Raw genomic sequence first — 16215 nt, forward strand, 5'->3', positions numbered from 1 at the left:
GGTAAGGTGTTCGATCAGGGTCATTGGGTTACCTCTCAGAAAGTGAGGTGCGATTAGATCACAGTAATTCAGCAGATTCAATCTTTGTTAACAAAGTGCGATCCCGCCCTGATGGCGAGATAGAGCTGTTTATCTCGCTACTCTGTACGTTGTGATGTATTTTTATATTTATGTTCTTATTTCAGTATATGGAGGAGGGCAAAGCCAACCATGACTTTCACTTTTCAAGCTGAAGGATAGGGCTGAAGGATCTGCTTGCACTGTATTATTGTTTGATGTTGTTAATTTAGAAGAGTCTTCTTGTCCGCTTGGAATATCTAATATTGTGCTAAATGATAAAGTTGATAAATTACACTTATTGGGGCCACCAGAAAGACAATATCATTTTCTTAATAACTGAGTCGGTTTTTATTGGCTCTATTGTTACAATGTGTTGTACCGATATGGGGGATTGAATACTCGTTTGATTTGAAGTGCAAAATGGACAGCGGTTAGGACCCGAAGGCCATTTGGCTAATTGTGTGATTGTTAGATCATTTTGTACTGAATTTGTCATTAATGTATTTTACAGCTTAGGTGCTTGGTTATTGGTTTGAACAGCGATACTAGACACACTAAAAAGTAATAGAAATAGCGGGATAATTGTTAAATATTTCATGGGTAGTTTCCTCTTAAATACAGGTTAATTATAATTCATTCATAATTCATTTTTTTATCTCTTTTCATTGACGTTAGTTTTTATTCAGCTTTGTTAAAAACCACTTTTAATCTTTATATTGAAAGGGTTACTGGGAATGTTCCCTTTAAATTGAGTCAATGGGTGTTAACTTGAGGGTTATGAGTTTTACAGTTTGATTTTAAGGTGTTTTTTTTAATACTCTTTACGTATATTCATATAGGAAAGGAGCATTAAAATAAATGATATCGGTAATAGACTTAATCGAGTTTGATTTTTAAATACCATTAATGTATTGAATTGGTTTTATTAAAATGCAACTTGCTTTATTAAGAGTGGATTATTTCTGAATAATGCGTTGAAATGGGGATTCTCTTTTAAAAAAGAGAATAGTTATATTATTAACTTTATTATTACATCTACTTATTATTCGGAGTGAATGGATATTGGAGTCAGGAGGCTCTTTTTTGGGAGGGGGAGTGTGGTGAAGATGCCATTACTTATCCCAATAAGGATGATGGCTAAAGCGTTCGATGAGAAAATCAATCAAGTGACGTACTTTCAATGGCAAATAACGATTTTCAGGATACAAGGCATAAGCCTGAAGTTCGACAAGTTGATAATCAGCTAATAAGGGCACTAATGTCTGGTTAGCAATGGCTTGCCAAGTAATAAAAGTGGGTAAATGCACGATCCCATGATTGGACTCAGCCAGTAATTTAAGCACATCGCCATTGTTTGCAATAAAATGACTATCCAGTTGCACTTTATGCACGCTTCCTTTGCTATCGGTTAAACTCAGTCCCGTGGTGTCGCTATGACGATACTTAAGCAGCTTATGGCTTTCAAGCTCAATGGGTGTTCGGGGGGTGCCATGTTTGGCTAAATAATCCGGACTGGCGCAGAGGATATGTTTGATAGGGGCAATTTTTCTCGCTTGTAAACGTGAATCACTGACTTTGGCGGTATAGGACTGGCCAATACGCAGTGCAAGATCAACGCCTTGTTCGACAATGTCGATTTTTTTATCTGAGAAATCCATTTCTAAGGTGAGATCGGGATGTTGCTTGAGAAAGGAGTCTAATGCGGGCGTGAGATGATGGATCCCGAAAGACAGCGGTGCGGCAATTTTCAGTGTCCCTTGTAAAGAGCGGGCTTGACTGGATGCATGGCAATTGAGCTCTTCAATTTCATCAATGATTAACTGACACCCTTGATAATAAGCCTGGCCCGCTTCAGTGATACTGGATTGTCTTGTGGTGCGGGTGATGAGTTTTATGCCCAATCTATGCTCTAGAACAGATAAACGTTTACTGATGGCGGATTTTGCCATATTCAGTTGCTCAGCGGCGCGAGTAATGCTGCCCGCTTCGACTACACGGGTAAACACCAACATATCTTCTAACTGACCCATAAGTTATTCCCATTATATTGTTCGAATTTAGTGAACAGTCATTTAGTATTTTTAATGTTTATCCATAAAGAGTCAACATTTAAACTGAGCATAATGATGTAACAGTCATCTTACTTAGGCATAAAAGGAGTCGAGAGTCATGTTGATTAAACAGCCGTTAGAAAAAACTCAACCGGATAAAAATCAGCCATTGGATACCCAGGGGACTGAAAGTCAATTAATACCTCGGACTTGGGATAAGCGTATTCAGGGGCAAGCGGTATCTGATGGTGATAGCGTGAGTATTAATCGCCTCATTGGCACACAAAAATTAATGATGCTGGATCCTTTTTTATTACTTGATGAATTTTCCTCTGATAAACCACAAGATTACATTGGGGGTTTTCCAAGTCATCCGCATAGAGGCTTTGAAACGGTGACTTATATGCTTGCCGGAAAAATGCGCCATAAAGATAATCAAGGCAATGAAGGGGTGATAAGTCGCGGAGGAGTGCAGTGGATGACGGCTGGAAGGGGCATTGTTCATTCTGAAATGCCGGAGCAACAAGCGGGATTATTGCAAGGTTTTCAATTGTGGGTGAATCTCCCTGCTGCAGAAAAAATGCGGCCACCCGCTTACCAAGAGTTTTCGGCTTCAGAGCTGGCGATTGAGCGAGGGGAACAAGGGCAAGTGATTAAAGTGATTGCAGGGCAAACCAATAAAGGCACGGCAGGACGGGTAAATAACCTTTGGGTCAAGCCCACTTATTTAGATATTGAATTGCCCGCAGGTACCTCTTTTATTCAGGATTTACCTTTCGATGATAATAGCTTTATCTATGTCGTCGAAGGTGACATTCAATTAGTCGGAAGTGATGTGTCTCTTAAACAAAAAGCATTAGGCATATTAACTAAAGGCAGCCAAGTGCAACTTCAAGCGGGAGAGCAAGGAGCTAAATGTTTATTGATTTCAGGGATGCCATTAAAAGAACCTGTTGAACGAGGTGGGCCTTTTGTGATGAATACGCAAGCTCAGTTAATGCAGGCGTTTAGTGATTATCGTCAAGGGCTTTTTTGATGGAGAGTAATAGGTATAAATTGATTTAGGAGTGAATAATGGGATGATTAATAAAAGGTGAGTGAAGCCGTGAATATGGCGCACATTAAACCCCACTATATTACGGCAGCCATAAGATGATTAATCCGACGGGTATATACAAAGAAATCGTGTTTATGATTGTCGCTTGTCAAGCCAATGATCCATTGATAAGCGGCCGCCTCCGGTGATAAGTAAATAGAGGCAAGCAAGTAACATACAAAAGTCATTGCGGGCAGCATGTGACATGGCCCAAAAACCGGTTCGAATGCCTTCGGGTAAGTGAAAGAACCACAGATCATGGCCAAGAAGGATCGGTATTTTAGTGGAAGTGATAGCCACTAACATAATAACAATAAGCGGGATAGAGGCGAGCCGTGTGAACAAGCCTAAGATGATAAGCAGACCACAGACGGTTTCAAATACCCCGACAAAAGGGCCAAAAAAATCAGCCCAAGGTATGCCTATTTTAATGAAACGCCCAGTACCGAGAATGTCGGCAAAAAAGAGTTTTTGCAGTCCTTCGGGGAAGAAAACCACCGCACCCACTAACAGGCGGATTAACCATGTCCAACCGGTTGTCTGTGTTTTGAACCAGGGAAAATGTTGCATACTGGGATTGACCTTAAAGATACGAAAAATAAAAATATAATCACATGCTCTGTAATATATTAGTCGATGAAGTTGGATATGGGTAATTGACCGACAAGGTAAATTGTACTTCGTCCTATGAGGTGAGTGCTGCGATTGAAGCGGCATCGACGGTATGGTTTATGTCAGTATGTTGTCATCTAAAATGCCTTTTCAATGAATTTTTGTAAAATTTGTGCTAGCTGCGTCGACGGTATGGTTTATGTCAGCACGCTGTCATCCAAAATCCCTTTTTTAATCAGTTGCTGCAAAATATGGCTGCTTTTTTCTCTACAAGTATCTCTGAGCAGTCGAGCCGCAGGGGTGATTGATTGCCTGCTGGGAAAGATAAGCCAGAGCTCGGTGGGAGTGGGGCTAAATTCTGGCAGTATATTGACAACTTTTCCTGATAATAAGTCATTGGACATATCAAGGCAGGACTTGATGGCAATGCCTTTACTGGCCACGCACCAACGTCTGACGAGATCACCATCATTTGAGGCATGTTGACCGTTCATTTTTATTTTAAAACCTTTTTCTTGATGGGAGGTCTCTCTGTGTGAAAAGTCCCATACATCCTTAATGATATCTTGCAGTTGGTAAAAGAGTCCATTATGTGAGGCTAAGTCGTGGGGATGTTTTGGGGTGCCATTTTCATCTAAATAGGCTTGGCTGGCACATAAAATCCGAGGCACATTACAGATTTTAAAGCCATATAAATTAGCATCATTGGGTGAACCATATCGCAATGCCATATCGACAGAATCGCGATAAAAATCGATGTTACTGTCACTGATATTGGCTCTTAGACTGATGTTCGGGTAGGTCATCATAAAATCATCGATCCAAGGCAGGACGATATTGCGACCTAAGTCAGAGGAGAGCGCGATGCGCAGTTCACCATCGATGATATCAAGATCATCTTTCATATTTAACTTAGCTTGTTCAAGCATATTAAGTGCTTGTTGACATTGTGGTAGGTATCTTTCTCCGGCATTGGAAAGTCTAAGATGTCGAGTGGTTCGAATAAAAAGCTCAGCACCTAATGCTTTTTCGACACGTTTAATGGCGACACTGGCGGTGGCCGTGCGCATATCTAAATTGGCCGCTGCGGCAGTAATACTGCGAAATTCGGCGACTTTTAAGATGACTTGGAGATCTTCAATGAGCATATTATCTAATATTTATTGATAAAGTTTCAATTATTATCCTGTTTAAAGTGAATAAATCAAGGCCTATACTCACAACATCAAATATTCACGTAGAGAGAAAATCATGAAAGCCATTGGATACCTTAAGTCTTTACCGATTGATCACCCTGAATCGTTAATGGACTTAGACATAACGCAACCTATTGCGATAGGTAGGGATTTACTGGTTAAAGTGAAAGCGATTGCGGTCAATCCTGCCGATTATAAAGTGCGTATGAATAGCGCACCTGTGGCGGGTGAGCATAAAATATTAGGTTGGGATGCAGTCGGTGAAGTTGTCGCAACGGGAGAGGCGGCGACAGCGTTTACCCCTGGTGATTTGGTTTATTACGCTGGGGATATCACTCGCCAAGGCAGTAATGCACAATATCAACTGGTTGATGAGCGTATTGTGGGCATGAAACCCAAAAGCTTGTCTGACGGCGAAGCCGCTGCATTGCCGTTAACCGCGATTACGGCTTGGGAATTGTTGTTTGAACATTTAAATATTAAGCAGCAAGCAATCAATAAGACAGACAAATCTGATGAGGTTATGTTAGTGGTGGGCGCTGCGGGTGGGGTAGGGTCGATCCTCTTACAGCTCGCGAATACACTGACTGGGGCGACGGTAATTGCCACTGCGTCTCGTGAACGCTCACAAGCTTGGGTGAAAAAATTAGGCGCCGATTTTGTGATCGATCATAACCAGCCGCTGCAACCTCAAATTGAAACATTGGGTATTGGGCCTGTGACCCATGTGGCCAGTCTCAACAGTACTGATACTTACTTTGACACTTATACTGAACTATTGGCTCCGTTTGGCAAAATAGCCATCATTGATGATCCTAAAGCCCTCGATGTGACTCAATTAAAACGGAAGAGTTTGTCTCTACATTGGGAATTTATGTTTGCCCGTTCTATGTTTAATGCTGTCGATTTACAAGCGCAAAGCCAGTTACTGAATCGCGTCTCTGATTTAGTGGATCAAGGTTATATTCAAACGACCCTAGGTCAGCATTTAGGGCAGATCAATGCCAAAAACTTAAGAGCAGCTCATGAAGCATTAGCAGCGGGTAAGGCGATAGGTAAAGTAGTATTAGAAGGATTTTAAATGACTGATGGAGTCATCGCTCTCGTTTTTAAATGAAGTGACTTTGTCTATTTAGGAATAAAAATGAAAAATCTAACCGCCTTATTGGCGCTATCCAGCGCGCTATTTTTTAATGCAGCTCATGCAACCAATCATATTGAAGTGGTTGCAAAACTGTAATGGGTTTGAGTATTGATTGAGTGTAATGACTGAATATGAGTAGGATCTTTTATTATGGATAAAACCATTACCTTAGGTGTCACCGATCTGTCTTTTCATCGCGTTACCGCTTCTCTTTTAATGCATATATTCAATGAGATGGGATTTGAGGTGACACGTGTTTATTCCCCTCATCAAGATAATTTTAAAAAGTTGCAAAATGCAGAAGTGGATTTATTGACCTCTGCTTGGCTACCCTCCAGTCACGGCATGTATAAACAAGACGTTGAACACGTCATTTCCTTAACTGAACTGGGGCAACATTATGCACCTTATGCGTTATGGGGGGGGCCGGATTACGTTCCCATTGAGGCGGTGAGTCAGGTGTCTGATTTATTAAAGTCTGAAGTGATCTCAACAATGCAGCCTACAATTCAAGGCATTAATGCTGGCGCTGGGATCAGCCGATTTTCAATACGTATGATGCAAGAATATGGTTTAACAGAGGCAGGATATCGCTTTTTAACGGGTACAGAGGAAGCGTGCTTTAGCGCTTTTGAGCAAGCGGTCAACAATAAACAATGGGTGATAGTGCCTTTGTGGAAGCCACAATTTTTACACTATCGGCATCATATACGTGAACTTGTCGAACCTAAAGGTTTGTTAGGCGGAGTGGATAAAGCAGTATTATTACTTCGAGATGATAAAAAGCATTTATTCACTCAAGTTCTGTTAGATACACTTAATGGGGTGCATTTTTCAAATGCCATTATTGGCGCACTCGATCATCAAGTGTGCCGCGAAAATAAGCCCGTCGATGAGGTAACAAAACACTGGCTGAGTCAACATAAGGCGATATATCAACCAACAGTGAGTTAGTGGCGTCACCGCAATTAGGGTTAATTATCCTCCCAGAATTTTTATAGCCGTTTTTAGCATGATCAGAGGTGGCTTTACAGATAAAGTCACCTCTGATTATTTGAGTTGCTACATGATAACTGATGATCTTCTATTCAGAGCGACTTGATCGCCATAACCTGATTGAATGATGTTTTAGTACTTATGCGTTATTCGCTTGATGGATATAACTTGCTATTGTTGGTTGTCGATTAATATAATTACTAGAAAGTCGTTTGAAGTGAGTATGTTATACTGGGTATTATGTTGATAAGTTAAGAACATTGATGCGGTTAGGTTTCATTTTTTGGGAATAAAAATGCCATTGCCTGGAACAGATAAAGCCCCCTATCTTTTAACCATTCTATTGTCTGTTTTCACATGGACGGTGAGTCAGCTAGTGATCACCTTATCAGCGACACCGACAATCGAAATAACGCGTGTCGATTATGATCGAAACCATCATTCAGTTTCATATACATTAACCAATATTTCTAATAATACCAACTTTAGTGAATTAGATTTTTTTATTACTTGGCGTGACAAGAAGGGCATTTGTGTCGAGAAGCCCAGAGTCGAAATATTTCCTCCTAATATGGAAGTCCGCGGGACAAAAACACCTCAATGTCATGGGGAAAATGCGGCGAGTTTTAGCGTTAATCAGTTCCTTCCCGGATCAAAGTTGAAACTGATTGTTTATACAGATAAATATGTTAAAACTCAGCTAAGATTATCGAGTCGTGAATCTATTCGTATTATCGAAAAAAATGTTGAAACCGTTGTCATCAAAAATATGACCAATATGTTGTTTTATTTATTTTTTATCTTGATAGTTGTAGCCGCCTTGTATTCAATTACAATGGCTTTTCGCAGGAATATATAATGGAGATGATGTTGAAATCATGTACATATATTTAATGATAGCGAGTTTTTTACTTTCTTTTAAATGAGCTGAAATCGAAGGCATTCACTGCTTTTCTTTGATATTTCCACTGAAGTCACTTTAATTTTTCGATAAAAAATATTGGTGAAGATCATCATATTGATATCTATGAGCGAGAGATAGGGCCGTTCCTTAGCTTCCCTGCTACCACGGCATTTGTAAATCCGTTTACATCAGGTCGAACTGGCTTTTAAACAAGGATGTTGTCAGCGAGACAGGCAGTGTCTTAACATCCATGTTATTACTGCATCTGTGAATCCATTCACATCAGAGTCGAACTGGCTGTTAAACACGAACGTTGTTATAAATAACAATTGGAGACTCGGCTAACAAACACACTTAACCAATATCAAATACACCAACTACCCATAAAAAATGCCATAAACTTTCACCCAACAAGCCCAATTAGAAGCAACCCACTGATTTTAAGCTTTTGATTTCAATTCCCCATCGGAGCAGCTGAGATAATTCAATCAAGAACAATGTGATTGAGGCATGGAGGCCGAAATAGCCTTAGTTGAATCAGGGGGCGTTCTTTGACATCCCTGTCACCACGACATTTGTTTATCTGACTTATATGGATATAGGAAATGTCTTATTGTTGTCTGGAACAACAAAGACCTAAACATCAGAAATGAATCTAAGGCGCTCGTTATTCTTGTTTTTTGAATGATGAAGTGTTTTGCTCCGCTAGGGACGGCAAAGGGGTCCAAGGGGGATTGCTGTTGATCCCCTTTGGCCCTGTGTGGATGGGGATCCACGACCTTCCATTAAGCAAGCTTAATACCAAAAAGGGCATCAACCTGCATTTAACGGTCGATGCCTCTCTATTTATTAACATTTAGATTAATGTTTAGGCTAATATTTAGAGCAATTCCTAGAAATAGTAGCCAAAGTTAATATTCACTCGTTTATTAACGCCGCCATCTCCGGCCATAGAGCCGCCGACAAAGGGCTGGTTTTCGGCAACGACAAAATCGACGTAAGTGAAAAGGCCGCCGGAGGTAATGGCGACGCCTGTGACATTCATAAAGGTATCTTCAAGGTTGGCAGATTTATTGGTGACCAGCGAATAATCATTATAAAAAGTCAAATTTGATATAGGTCCGATGTTAACTGGGAGGCTATATGCCAAGTTAGCCATGTAGCTGGTGGCTTCTGCCGCAATCGTATCATAGAAGCCATAGGCTGCAACGACCATACGTTCAGCATCCATGCCATCAACATCGTACTTGTATTCTGTCAGTTGCAACTTAAGGTTCCAACGGTCATAGTTGGCAACGCCATGCAGAGCCGCTGCCCTGTTTTTGCCATCGGTGCCATTTTCAATGGCTAACTGGCCTGCTTGGAGTGACACTCCGAGCTCAATTTCAACCTCATTGAGTGCGATGTCGTGCACATAACGCACGTTGACAGTGTTGGTTTCACCGGCTGAGTAGCCAACACTTGGGGCGTCGTAGATCCCTTCGCCAGATAAACGAACACCGACAATATTGTAGGAATAACTATCGGTACGATCAGAGACATAGCCATCGAGTCCGCCGAGTTCGTCATTTTTAAAGAAAGCCAGATCAAGTCGGTTTTTGTCGCCACGATAAGTGTAATTGAGGCCCAGATCATAATCGTCTTCCAGTCCGAGATAGAAGTTAGAGCTGAAAAAGTAGCTGTTTGATGCCCAAGTTAAAATACCGAAAGGGACCTGTGTTACACCGATTTTTCCTTGTTGATTCTCATCAAAATTATAACCGACCCATGCATGGTGAACGACATTCATGTATTGGTACCAGCGATACTGAGCTGAAAAAATGACATCATCGATGCTACCATCAACATCGAGGCGGAATAAGTCGAAATCAGCATCCCCGCCACGATTTTTATTCTCTGAATTATAGTTCTCATAAGAATATTGAAAGCGTGCGGCGCCGCCAAATTCAACAAAGTCCCCTCTATCGGCATCGACTTCTTCATTACCGGATTCTAATTTTTCGATACGCGCTTTTAATTCTTCTATTTCATCATCTGTAGTATTGATAGCATTGGCACTGACATTAGCGGACAGCATTAGAGTGGTGCAAAAAGCTGCAAGTGCGGAACGGATCATCATTTATCCTTTTTAGTTTTATTTATTTTTCTGTATTCGTGTCGTCGTCAGTTCCATCGTCGTTAGTATCATCGTTGTAAAAATCGGATAGTACGTCTGCGAGATGGGTACGAGAAAGTTCACCTTGTAAGTCGCCATCAGCATCGATAACGGGGAGGGGTAAATTTGACTCCATGGTGGCGGGGATGATGCTTTCAAGCAGTGCATCTTGTGATATTGGCGTCATTTCTTCGACCTTGAAGTCTTCCATTGGTGCATCTTCGTCTGTTTTTACAGCATGTTCCAATGCTTTTTGGCACACAACGCCTTGGAACCCTTCATCGGTGACATAATAGGCATAGTTAGCGGGAATACGCTTCATCTGCTTAAGCGCTTCACCTATGGTATCGGCAGTAAGGCGATAGGCGGGGGGCTTCATGACCGTTTCGACGGTGAGGGCGCGTGGACGGTTGACATCTTTGACAAACGCTTCGACATAATCGTCGGCAGGATTGAGTAAAATATCCACAGGCTCGCCCACTTGGATCAGATTGCCGTCTTTAAGGATCGCTATCCTATCGCCAATGCGTAGCGCCTCATCGAGATCGTGAGTGATAAAAATGATGGTCTTATGAAGATCTTTCTGCAGCTCAATCAGTTGATCTTGCATTTCACTGCGGATCAAGGGGTCCAGCGCCGAGAATGCTTCATCCATCAGTAGAATTTCTGCATCAGTACACAGAGCTCTTGCGAGACCGACGCGTTGCTGCTGGCCACCGGAAAGTTGTGTAGGGAACTGCTTTTCATATCCCGCGAGACCAACGGTTTCAAGCCATTGGGTGGCCTTGGCATTTCTGCTGGCTTTGTCTACCTTTTGCACACTGAGACCATAAGCGACATTGTCCAGTACGCTTCGATGAGGCATTAAACCAAAGCGTTGAAACACCATCGCCATCTTATGACGACGAAATTGCTCCAACTCTTTGCTATTGAGCTTCATCACATCGATACCTTCAACCAATATTTGCCCTTCAGTGGGATCGATAAGCCGATTGAAGTGACGGATCAAAGTGGATTTTCCTGAGCCAGACAGTCCCATAATGACAAAGATCTCACCTTGGTGAATATCAAGGTTGATGGCTTTAAGGCCCACGGTATGACCGGTTTTTGCGAGAATATCATCTTTAGATAACCCCTCTTTAACCATCGGCATAACCTTGGAGGGTTTTTTGCCAAAGACCTTATAGAGATCTTTAATTTGAATGAGTGGCTGCTTGTGTGATTGATTAGTCATGATGGGCGCCCTGAGTGTGTTTCTGAGATCGCTTGGCGTAGGCTTGAGAGGTGCGATCAAAAATGATAGCCAGAGCGACGATGGCTAAACCGTTAAAGAGTCCGAGAGTGAAGTACTGGTTGGTGATTGACTTGAGTACGGGCTGACCCAAGCCCTTGACCCCAATCATCGACGCGATCACGACCATCCCTAGCGCCATCATAATGGTCTGATTGATCCCCGCCATGATGGTGGGAGAGGCCAGTGGTAGCTGCACCCCCATTAATCGTTGCATCGGACTTGCGCCATAAGCAGTAGCGGCCTCTAGCACTTCTTTGTCGACCAGACGGATCCCAAGATTAGTCAATCGAATCACAGGCGGAATAGCATAAATCACCACGGCAATGACGCCGGGAACCTTGCCAATACCCAGCAACATGACCACGGGGATCAGATACACGAAGGCCGGCATGGTTTGCATGACATCCAGAATGGGCGTGACGAGTGAACGGGTTCGATTACTGCGAGCCATTAAAACGCCAATGGGGATGCCTAATGCGATGGCGATGAGCGTGCAGACGGTAATGATGCTCAGGGTGCGCATGGTATTTTCCCACATACCGAAATAGCCGATAAGGAGAAATGACACTACGACGCCCACAGACAGTTTCCAGGAACGACTGGTTAAGTAAACTAATGCAGTAATACAGATCAATACGGCCCACCAAGGGGATTGTACCAACAGTTTTTCAAACCAAATCAGAAAACGAAGCAGTGGATCGAAGAAAGACTCGATGACGTCACCATACTCACGAGAAAAATCTCGAAAGCTGCTATCTAAATATTTACGTATTCCCAATAACGTGTCGCGGTCCATTTTTGGAAATTTGCTGAGCCAAGAAAAATCAGCCATTTTTACCTCTATTGTTTTTGATATCGGGTAATTGAGCAAAACGACGAGGCACATTTGGCCTCACGCTTTTATGTGATTTTTATAGTGCGTTGACGGCTGATTTTACTTTTTTGGCGACGTCCGTTGGCAGCCAGTTAATCCAAATGTCTTCATGATCCATTAGGAAGTATTCGGCTGCAGTCTTGCCGTCGGCTTGATTGTCTTCCATCCAAGCCAGTAAACTATTCATCTGCGCATTAGTGAATGAGCGTTTTGCAAGATATTCAAATTCTAGAGGGGATTTCTCAGCAAAACTTTTGATGGTCACAGTTTGTACTAATGCGGTTGGAAACATAGTGACCTTGGGATCTACGCAGTCAGGCTTAGCAATGCAGTTTTGATATTCCTCAATATTAGTCCCACTACCGAATTCGACTTTGCTCATTTTGTATTTACCTAAGATTGCAGTCGGTGCCCAATAGTATCCAAACCAAGGTTTTTTACGTGTATAGGCTCGGGCGATAGACCCAGCTAAGCCCGCGCCAGATCCTGGATCGATTAGATTAAATCCAGCGTCACTGAGTTTTAGCGCTCGAAACAGGTTCTCGCTTGCGATCTGACAACCCCATCCCGCTGGGCAGCCATAAAAAGCCCCGCGATCAGGGTTTTCTGGATTCTTAAACAGCTTTACGTTGGCAATCACTCCCTTGATGGTTTTCAGACTTGGGTCTTTGTCGACCATATATTGGGGTACCCAGAAACCTTCTTCACCGCCATCTGATAATGACTTACCAGCAATCGCTAAACGGTTGTCTTTGAGACCTCGTTCGATAAGCTCTTTAACATTATTTCTCCAAATTTCAGGGGCGATATCAGGCTCACTCTTTTCAACCATAGAGATAGTTGTCGGCATGGTGTCACCAGGGATCAACTCGGCATCGCAGCCATAACCCTTTTCTAAAATAAAGCGATCAACATTGGCGATTAATGACGCAGAGCTCCAATTCATATCTGCGATGGTGACTTTACCGCATTGCTCTTCGGCAAAAACGGGATGTGTCGCGGTACTTAGCAGTAGTCCGCTAATAAGAATGATACTTTTCATAAGAGCTCCGTGATCGAGGTGAGAGTCTGTAGTGTACGTGCCTTTTTAACTCACAATGGTTAGAGTTGAAACTAAGTGTTTTTTTTGTGCTTGCAGACGGTGGCATTATTATCAGTTTTGTACTGAAAATCAGGGCTGTGTAAAAATTTTGATGACGTAAAGTAACACGTCAAGGTCTTTATTAACAGTTTTTAATCTAAAACCGTTGTTTTAAGCTGTTTTCACCCTGACGCATATTGTTAGGGGTCTAACTAATAATCGTCGGTGCAGACGATTTTAGGGCATAGAAATGACATTAAAAAAAGTAGGTCATTGTTGTGTAATGCAATAGGTAATACCCATTGCACTGTATAAATGATCTTTCTGCGGGAGTTTAAAACACGGTAGGCAAGGTCGTTAATGATTCCATGCATTAACAGACCTTTCTGCCCTCAGATGTTTAAGGTCTTTATTGTCTGGAGCAACAAAGGCCTTTTATATCGACGCTGAAATGGCGTTTGAATAAGGACATTCTTGATAAGGAAGATCAGGCCTTTCCCCCCTTTTTTATGACAAGAAGGAGATGTAACCCGCCTTCATTTGAAGGTTATTTATACTCGCCGTTTTTTAAAGGCATAAATCCCCGCGCCCATGAAGACTTTAAAGAAGGTGGCCCATTCACTTAACTGAGGGTTCGGCTGTTTGCCTTTGGCCATTCGTGCGAGTTGTTGCTCATACCATGTGATATCTAACATGGTCATTTTATCGATGGCTCTGACGCCTGTGGTGAGTTTTTTAAGCTCTTGTTGATGTTTAATGTTAGCAAGCAACTTTTGCGGAAAATCAGGGTCAACAGCAATGGTGCGGGCGATACCGACAAAATCAGTTGCGCCAGTATCGAGTGCCGCTTGCATGCCTGCGGCGGAGCGAAAGCCACCGGTTAAGACTAAAGGTGTGTCGATGAGTTGGCGAACTTTTTCGATATAATCGATAAAATAGGCTTCACGTTTGAGGGTGGAAGCTTTGGCTTTGTGCCCCATCATCGAGGGGCTTTCATAAGTGCCGCCAGAAATTTCAATCAGATCGATCCCCGCTTGACTTAAGGCTTTAACCACTGTCATTGACTCGTCTTCGGTGAAGCCGCCTTTCATAAAATCGGCTGAGTTTAGTTTGATCCCGATGGGAAAGGTTGGACCTACTTGTTCACGAATAGCATGGTAAACGGCTAATACAAATTTCATGCGGTTTTCTATCGAGCCGCCCCATTGATCCGTGCGTTGATTATGTCGAGAAGATAAGAATTGACTGACTAAGTATCCATGAGCGCCATGAATTTGCACGCCGCTAAAACCGGCTTGTTTCGATAGCATTGCGCTGGTGGCAAATTGCTGAATAATGCGATTAATCTCATTTTCACTCAGTGCTCTTGGTGTATTAAAACCTTTTTCTAAGCCATTTTCGAGTGGAATAGATGAGGGGGCTACAGGGGTGTCACAGATAAATTTCGGGATTTGTTTACCCGGATGATTCAGTTGAGTCCAAAGTTGCGTATGGTTCGCTTGACCTGCTTTTGCCCACGCTTTAAAGGCAGATAGATCCGATTTTTTATCTAACACTACATTTTTAGGCTCACCGAGAGCAGCTCTATCGATCATAATATTGCCTGTCATGGCCAGTCCAATGCCGCCTTGCGCCCAGCGTTGGTATAAGGTAGAGAGGCCGGATGTGGGGTTATGATTGGCTGTGCCTAATTGTTCGCTCATGGCAGATTTAAACAAGCGGTTTTTAATGAGTTGGCCACTGCTTAAGGTAAAAGCTGAACTTAATGTTGGCTTATTGATCCGCTCATGACGATCTGTTCGATCAAGGCTTTCTACTCGCTCAGGGCTGTTTATTGGCTCAGGGCTGTTCACCTGTTTAGTTTGTGTGTTTTGCATCTTATTCTTTATTCCTTTTGAATATGAGGGATGATATAAAAAGTTAGACCGATCGTCTTTTAATTGGATAAATCAAAACGAATATGACCTGGCTCTACAACAGAGCGAGTAATTGCATCATGCAATTTTGGGCGTCTGTTTTGTTTTTAGAGATGCGCATTCGGATCAGGCTACCTTGCCAAGTGGACCAATAGATTTTTGCCAATTGTTCGGCCATGATATCGAGTCGAATAAGGCCTTCATCTTGTGCTTGCTTAAACAATAAGGTGAACAGTTTTTGGCAGCGTTCAATAGACTGATTGAGCATGGCAAGCGATAAAGGTTGTTTATCATCGATATCAGTGGAAATAGTGGCAATTAAGCAACTATTTGAGAACTTGGATTTTTCAAATGTATTGATACTGAATAAAGTGATCGCTTTTAACTTATCTAAGGTATTTAATTCTGTTTCATCTTGTTTAATAAATTGAACGATTTGATTAATCAAATTCTGACTGTAGACATCAATCAATTCAGCGACAAAGGCATCTTTGCTGCCAAAAAAATTATAAAATGAGCCTTTAGGGACGTTCACTTCATCCAATATTTGTTTAATACCGCTGCCGTGATAGCCATAGGCTGAAAGCTGGGTAATGCCCGCTTGGATTAATGCTTCTCGGGTTGATTCACTGCGTCTGGGTCTGGCCATGTGCCTGAGTATATGACCGATCGTCTTTTAATGAAAGTGTTTATTTATTTTTACTGCCAAACGTGGTGACTTTTCCGTGACAGAATAACGTTTTTATTCCATTTTAGTGTACTCTTTCCATTTGGCCGACCACTCACGTAGAGGATCTAAAGTGTGCATTAAGGAGTGGCCCAGAGGCGTTAATTGA

13 protein-coding genes are annotated in these 16215 nt (G+C 42.2%); 4 read left to right on the forward strand and 9 right to left on the reverse strand.

The window, feature by feature from the left end; genetic code table 11:
* Nucleotides 1–1172: 1172 nt before the first annotated feature.
* Nucleotides 1173–2090: a LysR family transcriptional regulator gene (locus L2764_RS11650; RefSeq protein WP_248940396.1), complete on the reverse strand. Its 918-nt coding sequence runs from the start codon at nt 2088–2090 to the stop codon at nt 1173–1175.
* A 139-nt stretch (nt 2091–2229) separates the two neighbouring features.
* Here L2764_RS11650 and L2764_RS11655 point away from each other — a divergent pair, with 139 nt between their 5' ends.
* Nucleotides 2230–3147, forward strand: coding sequence for a pirin family protein (locus L2764_RS11655; RefSeq protein WP_248940397.1), 918 nt, complete (start codon nt 2230–2232; stop codon nt 3145–3147).
* A gap of 153 nt (nt 3148–3300) precedes the next feature.
* Here L2764_RS11655 and L2764_RS11660 read toward each other — a convergent pair whose 3' ends face one another.
* Both L2764_RS11660 and L2764_RS11665 read right to left on the reverse strand, forming a co-directional pair.
* Complete coding sequence (locus L2764_RS11660; RefSeq protein ID WP_248940398.1) at nt 3301–3777, reverse strand: DoxX family protein; 477 nt, start codon at nt 3775–3777, stop codon at nt 3301–3303.
* A gap of 239 nt (nt 3778–4016) precedes the next feature.
* Nucleotides 4017–4967, reverse strand: coding sequence for a LysR family transcriptional regulator (locus tag L2764_RS11665; protein ID WP_248940399.1), 951 nt, complete (start codon nt 4965–4967; stop codon nt 4017–4019).
* Nucleotides 4968–5070: 103 nt separating this feature from the next.
* Here L2764_RS11665 and L2764_RS11670 point away from each other — a divergent pair, with 103 nt between their 5' ends.
* The 3 genes from L2764_RS11670 (at nt 5071) to L2764_RS11680 (ending at nt 8014) form a co-directional block, all read left to right on the forward strand.
* The gene (locus L2764_RS11670; RefSeq protein ID WP_248940400.1) at nt 5071–6096 is read left to right on the forward strand and encodes a zinc-binding alcohol dehydrogenase family protein; all 1026 of its coding nucleotides are present in this window, start codon (nt 5071–5073) and stop codon (nt 6094–6096) included.
* A 213-nt stretch (nt 6097–6309) separates the two neighbouring features.
* Nucleotides 6310–7113 carry a glycine betaine ABC transporter substrate-binding protein gene (locus L2764_RS11675; RefSeq protein ID WP_248940402.1) on the forward strand — a complete coding sequence of 268 codons (804 nt, stop codon included), beginning with the start codon at nt 6310–6312 and terminating at the stop codon, nt 7111–7113.
* 337 nt (nt 7114–7450) lie between these two features.
* Nucleotides 7451–8014 (forward strand): hypothetical protein, encoded by a 564-nt coding sequence (locus L2764_RS11680; protein ID WP_248940403.1) that lies wholly within the window; start codon nt 7451–7453, stop codon nt 8012–8014.
* A 937-nt stretch (nt 8015–8951) separates the two neighbouring features.
* On the opposite strand, the gene L2764_RS11685 is transcribed toward L2764_RS11680, so the two are convergent.
* The 6 genes from L2764_RS11685 to L2764_RS11710 all read right to left on the reverse strand — a co-directional run bounded on the left by L2764_RS11685 (nt 8952) and on the right by L2764_RS11710 (nt 16028).
* A complete protein-coding gene (locus L2764_RS11685) occupies nt 8952–10175 on the reverse strand; it encodes a putative porin (RefSeq protein ID WP_376708408.1) in 1224 nt (407 codons plus the stop codon).
* A 22-nt stretch (nt 10176–10197) separates the two neighbouring features.
* Complete coding sequence (locus L2764_RS11690) at nt 10198–11448, reverse strand: quaternary amine ABC transporter ATP-binding protein (protein WP_248940406.1); 1251 nt, start codon at nt 11446–11448, stop codon at nt 10198–10200.
* A complete protein-coding gene (locus L2764_RS11695) occupies nt 11441–12340 on the reverse strand; it encodes an ABC transporter permease (RefSeq protein WP_248940407.1) in 900 nt (299 codons plus the stop codon). The genes L2764_RS11690 and L2764_RS11695 overlap by 8 nt, the downstream gene beginning before the upstream one ends.
* Nucleotides 12341–12419: 79 nt before the next feature.
* Entirely contained in the window at nt 12420–13424 is a 1005-nt protein-coding gene (locus L2764_RS11700) for an ABC transporter substrate-binding protein (RefSeq protein ID WP_248940408.1), read from the reverse strand.
* 590 nt (nt 13425–14014) lie between these two features.
* Nucleotides 14015–15340: an NADH:flavin oxidoreductase/NADH oxidase family protein gene (locus L2764_RS11705; protein WP_248940409.1), complete on the reverse strand. Its 1326-nt coding sequence runs from the start codon at nt 15338–15340 to the stop codon at nt 14015–14017.
* Nucleotides 15341–15434: 94 nt separating this feature from the next.
* The gene (locus L2764_RS11710) at nt 15435–16028 is read right to left on the reverse strand and encodes a TetR/AcrR family transcriptional regulator (protein ID WP_248940410.1); all 594 of its coding nucleotides are present in this window, start codon (nt 16026–16028) and stop codon (nt 15435–15437) included.
* Between the last annotated feature and the right edge of the window lie 187 nt (nt 16029–16215).

The organism is Shewanella surugensis, from assembly GCF_023284005.1.
Taxonomy (GTDB): domain Bacteria; phylum Pseudomonadota; class Gammaproteobacteria; order Enterobacterales; family Shewanellaceae; genus Shewanella; species Shewanella surugensis.

Coding starts and splice junctions, on each gene's coding strand:
- L2764_RS11675 (WP_248940402.1), top strand. CDS start 6,310: ATGGATAAAACCATTACCTTAGGTGTCACCGATCTGTCTTTTCATCGC.
- L2764_RS11705 (WP_248940409.1), bottom strand. CDS start 15,340: ATGCAAAACACACAAACTAAACAGGTGAACAGCCCTGAGCCAATAAAC.
- L2764_RS11700 (WP_248940408.1), bottom strand. CDS start 13,424: ATGAAAAGTATCATTCTTATTAGCGGACTACTGCTAAGTACCGCGACA.
- L2764_RS11680 (WP_248940403.1), top strand. CDS start 7,451: ATGCCATTGCCTGGAACAGATAAAGCCCCCTATCTTTTAACCATTCTA.
- L2764_RS11685 (WP_376708408.1), bottom strand. CDS start 10,175: ATGATCCGTTCCGCACTTGCAGCTTTTTGCACCACTCTAATGCTGTCC.
- L2764_RS11665 (WP_248940399.1), bottom strand. CDS start 4,967: ATGCTCATTGAAGATCTCCAAGTCATCTTAAAAGTCGCCGAATTTCGC.
- L2764_RS11660 (WP_248940398.1), bottom strand. CDS start 3,777: ATGCAACATTTTCCCTGGTTCAAAACACAGACAACCGGTTGGACATGG.
- L2764_RS11670 (WP_248940400.1), top strand. CDS start 5,071: ATGAAAGCCATTGGATACCTTAAGTCTTTACCGATTGATCACCCTGAA.
- L2764_RS11695 (WP_248940407.1), bottom strand. CDS start 12,340: ATGGCTGATTTTTCTTGGCTCAGCAAATTTCCAAAAATGGACCGCGAC.
- L2764_RS11655 (WP_248940397.1), top strand. CDS start 2,230: ATGTTGATTAAACAGCCGTTAGAAAAAACTCAACCGGATAAAAATCAG.
- L2764_RS11690 (WP_248940406.1), bottom strand. CDS start 11,448: ATGACTAATCAATCACACAAGCAGCCACTCATTCAAATTAAAGATCTC.
- L2764_RS11650 (WP_248940396.1), bottom strand. CDS start 2,090: ATGGGTCAGTTAGAAGATATGTTGGTGTTTACCCGTGTAGTCGAAGCG.
- L2764_RS11710 (WP_248940410.1), bottom strand. CDS start 16,028: ATGGCCAGACCCAGACGCAGTGAATCAACCCGAGAAGCATTAATCCAA.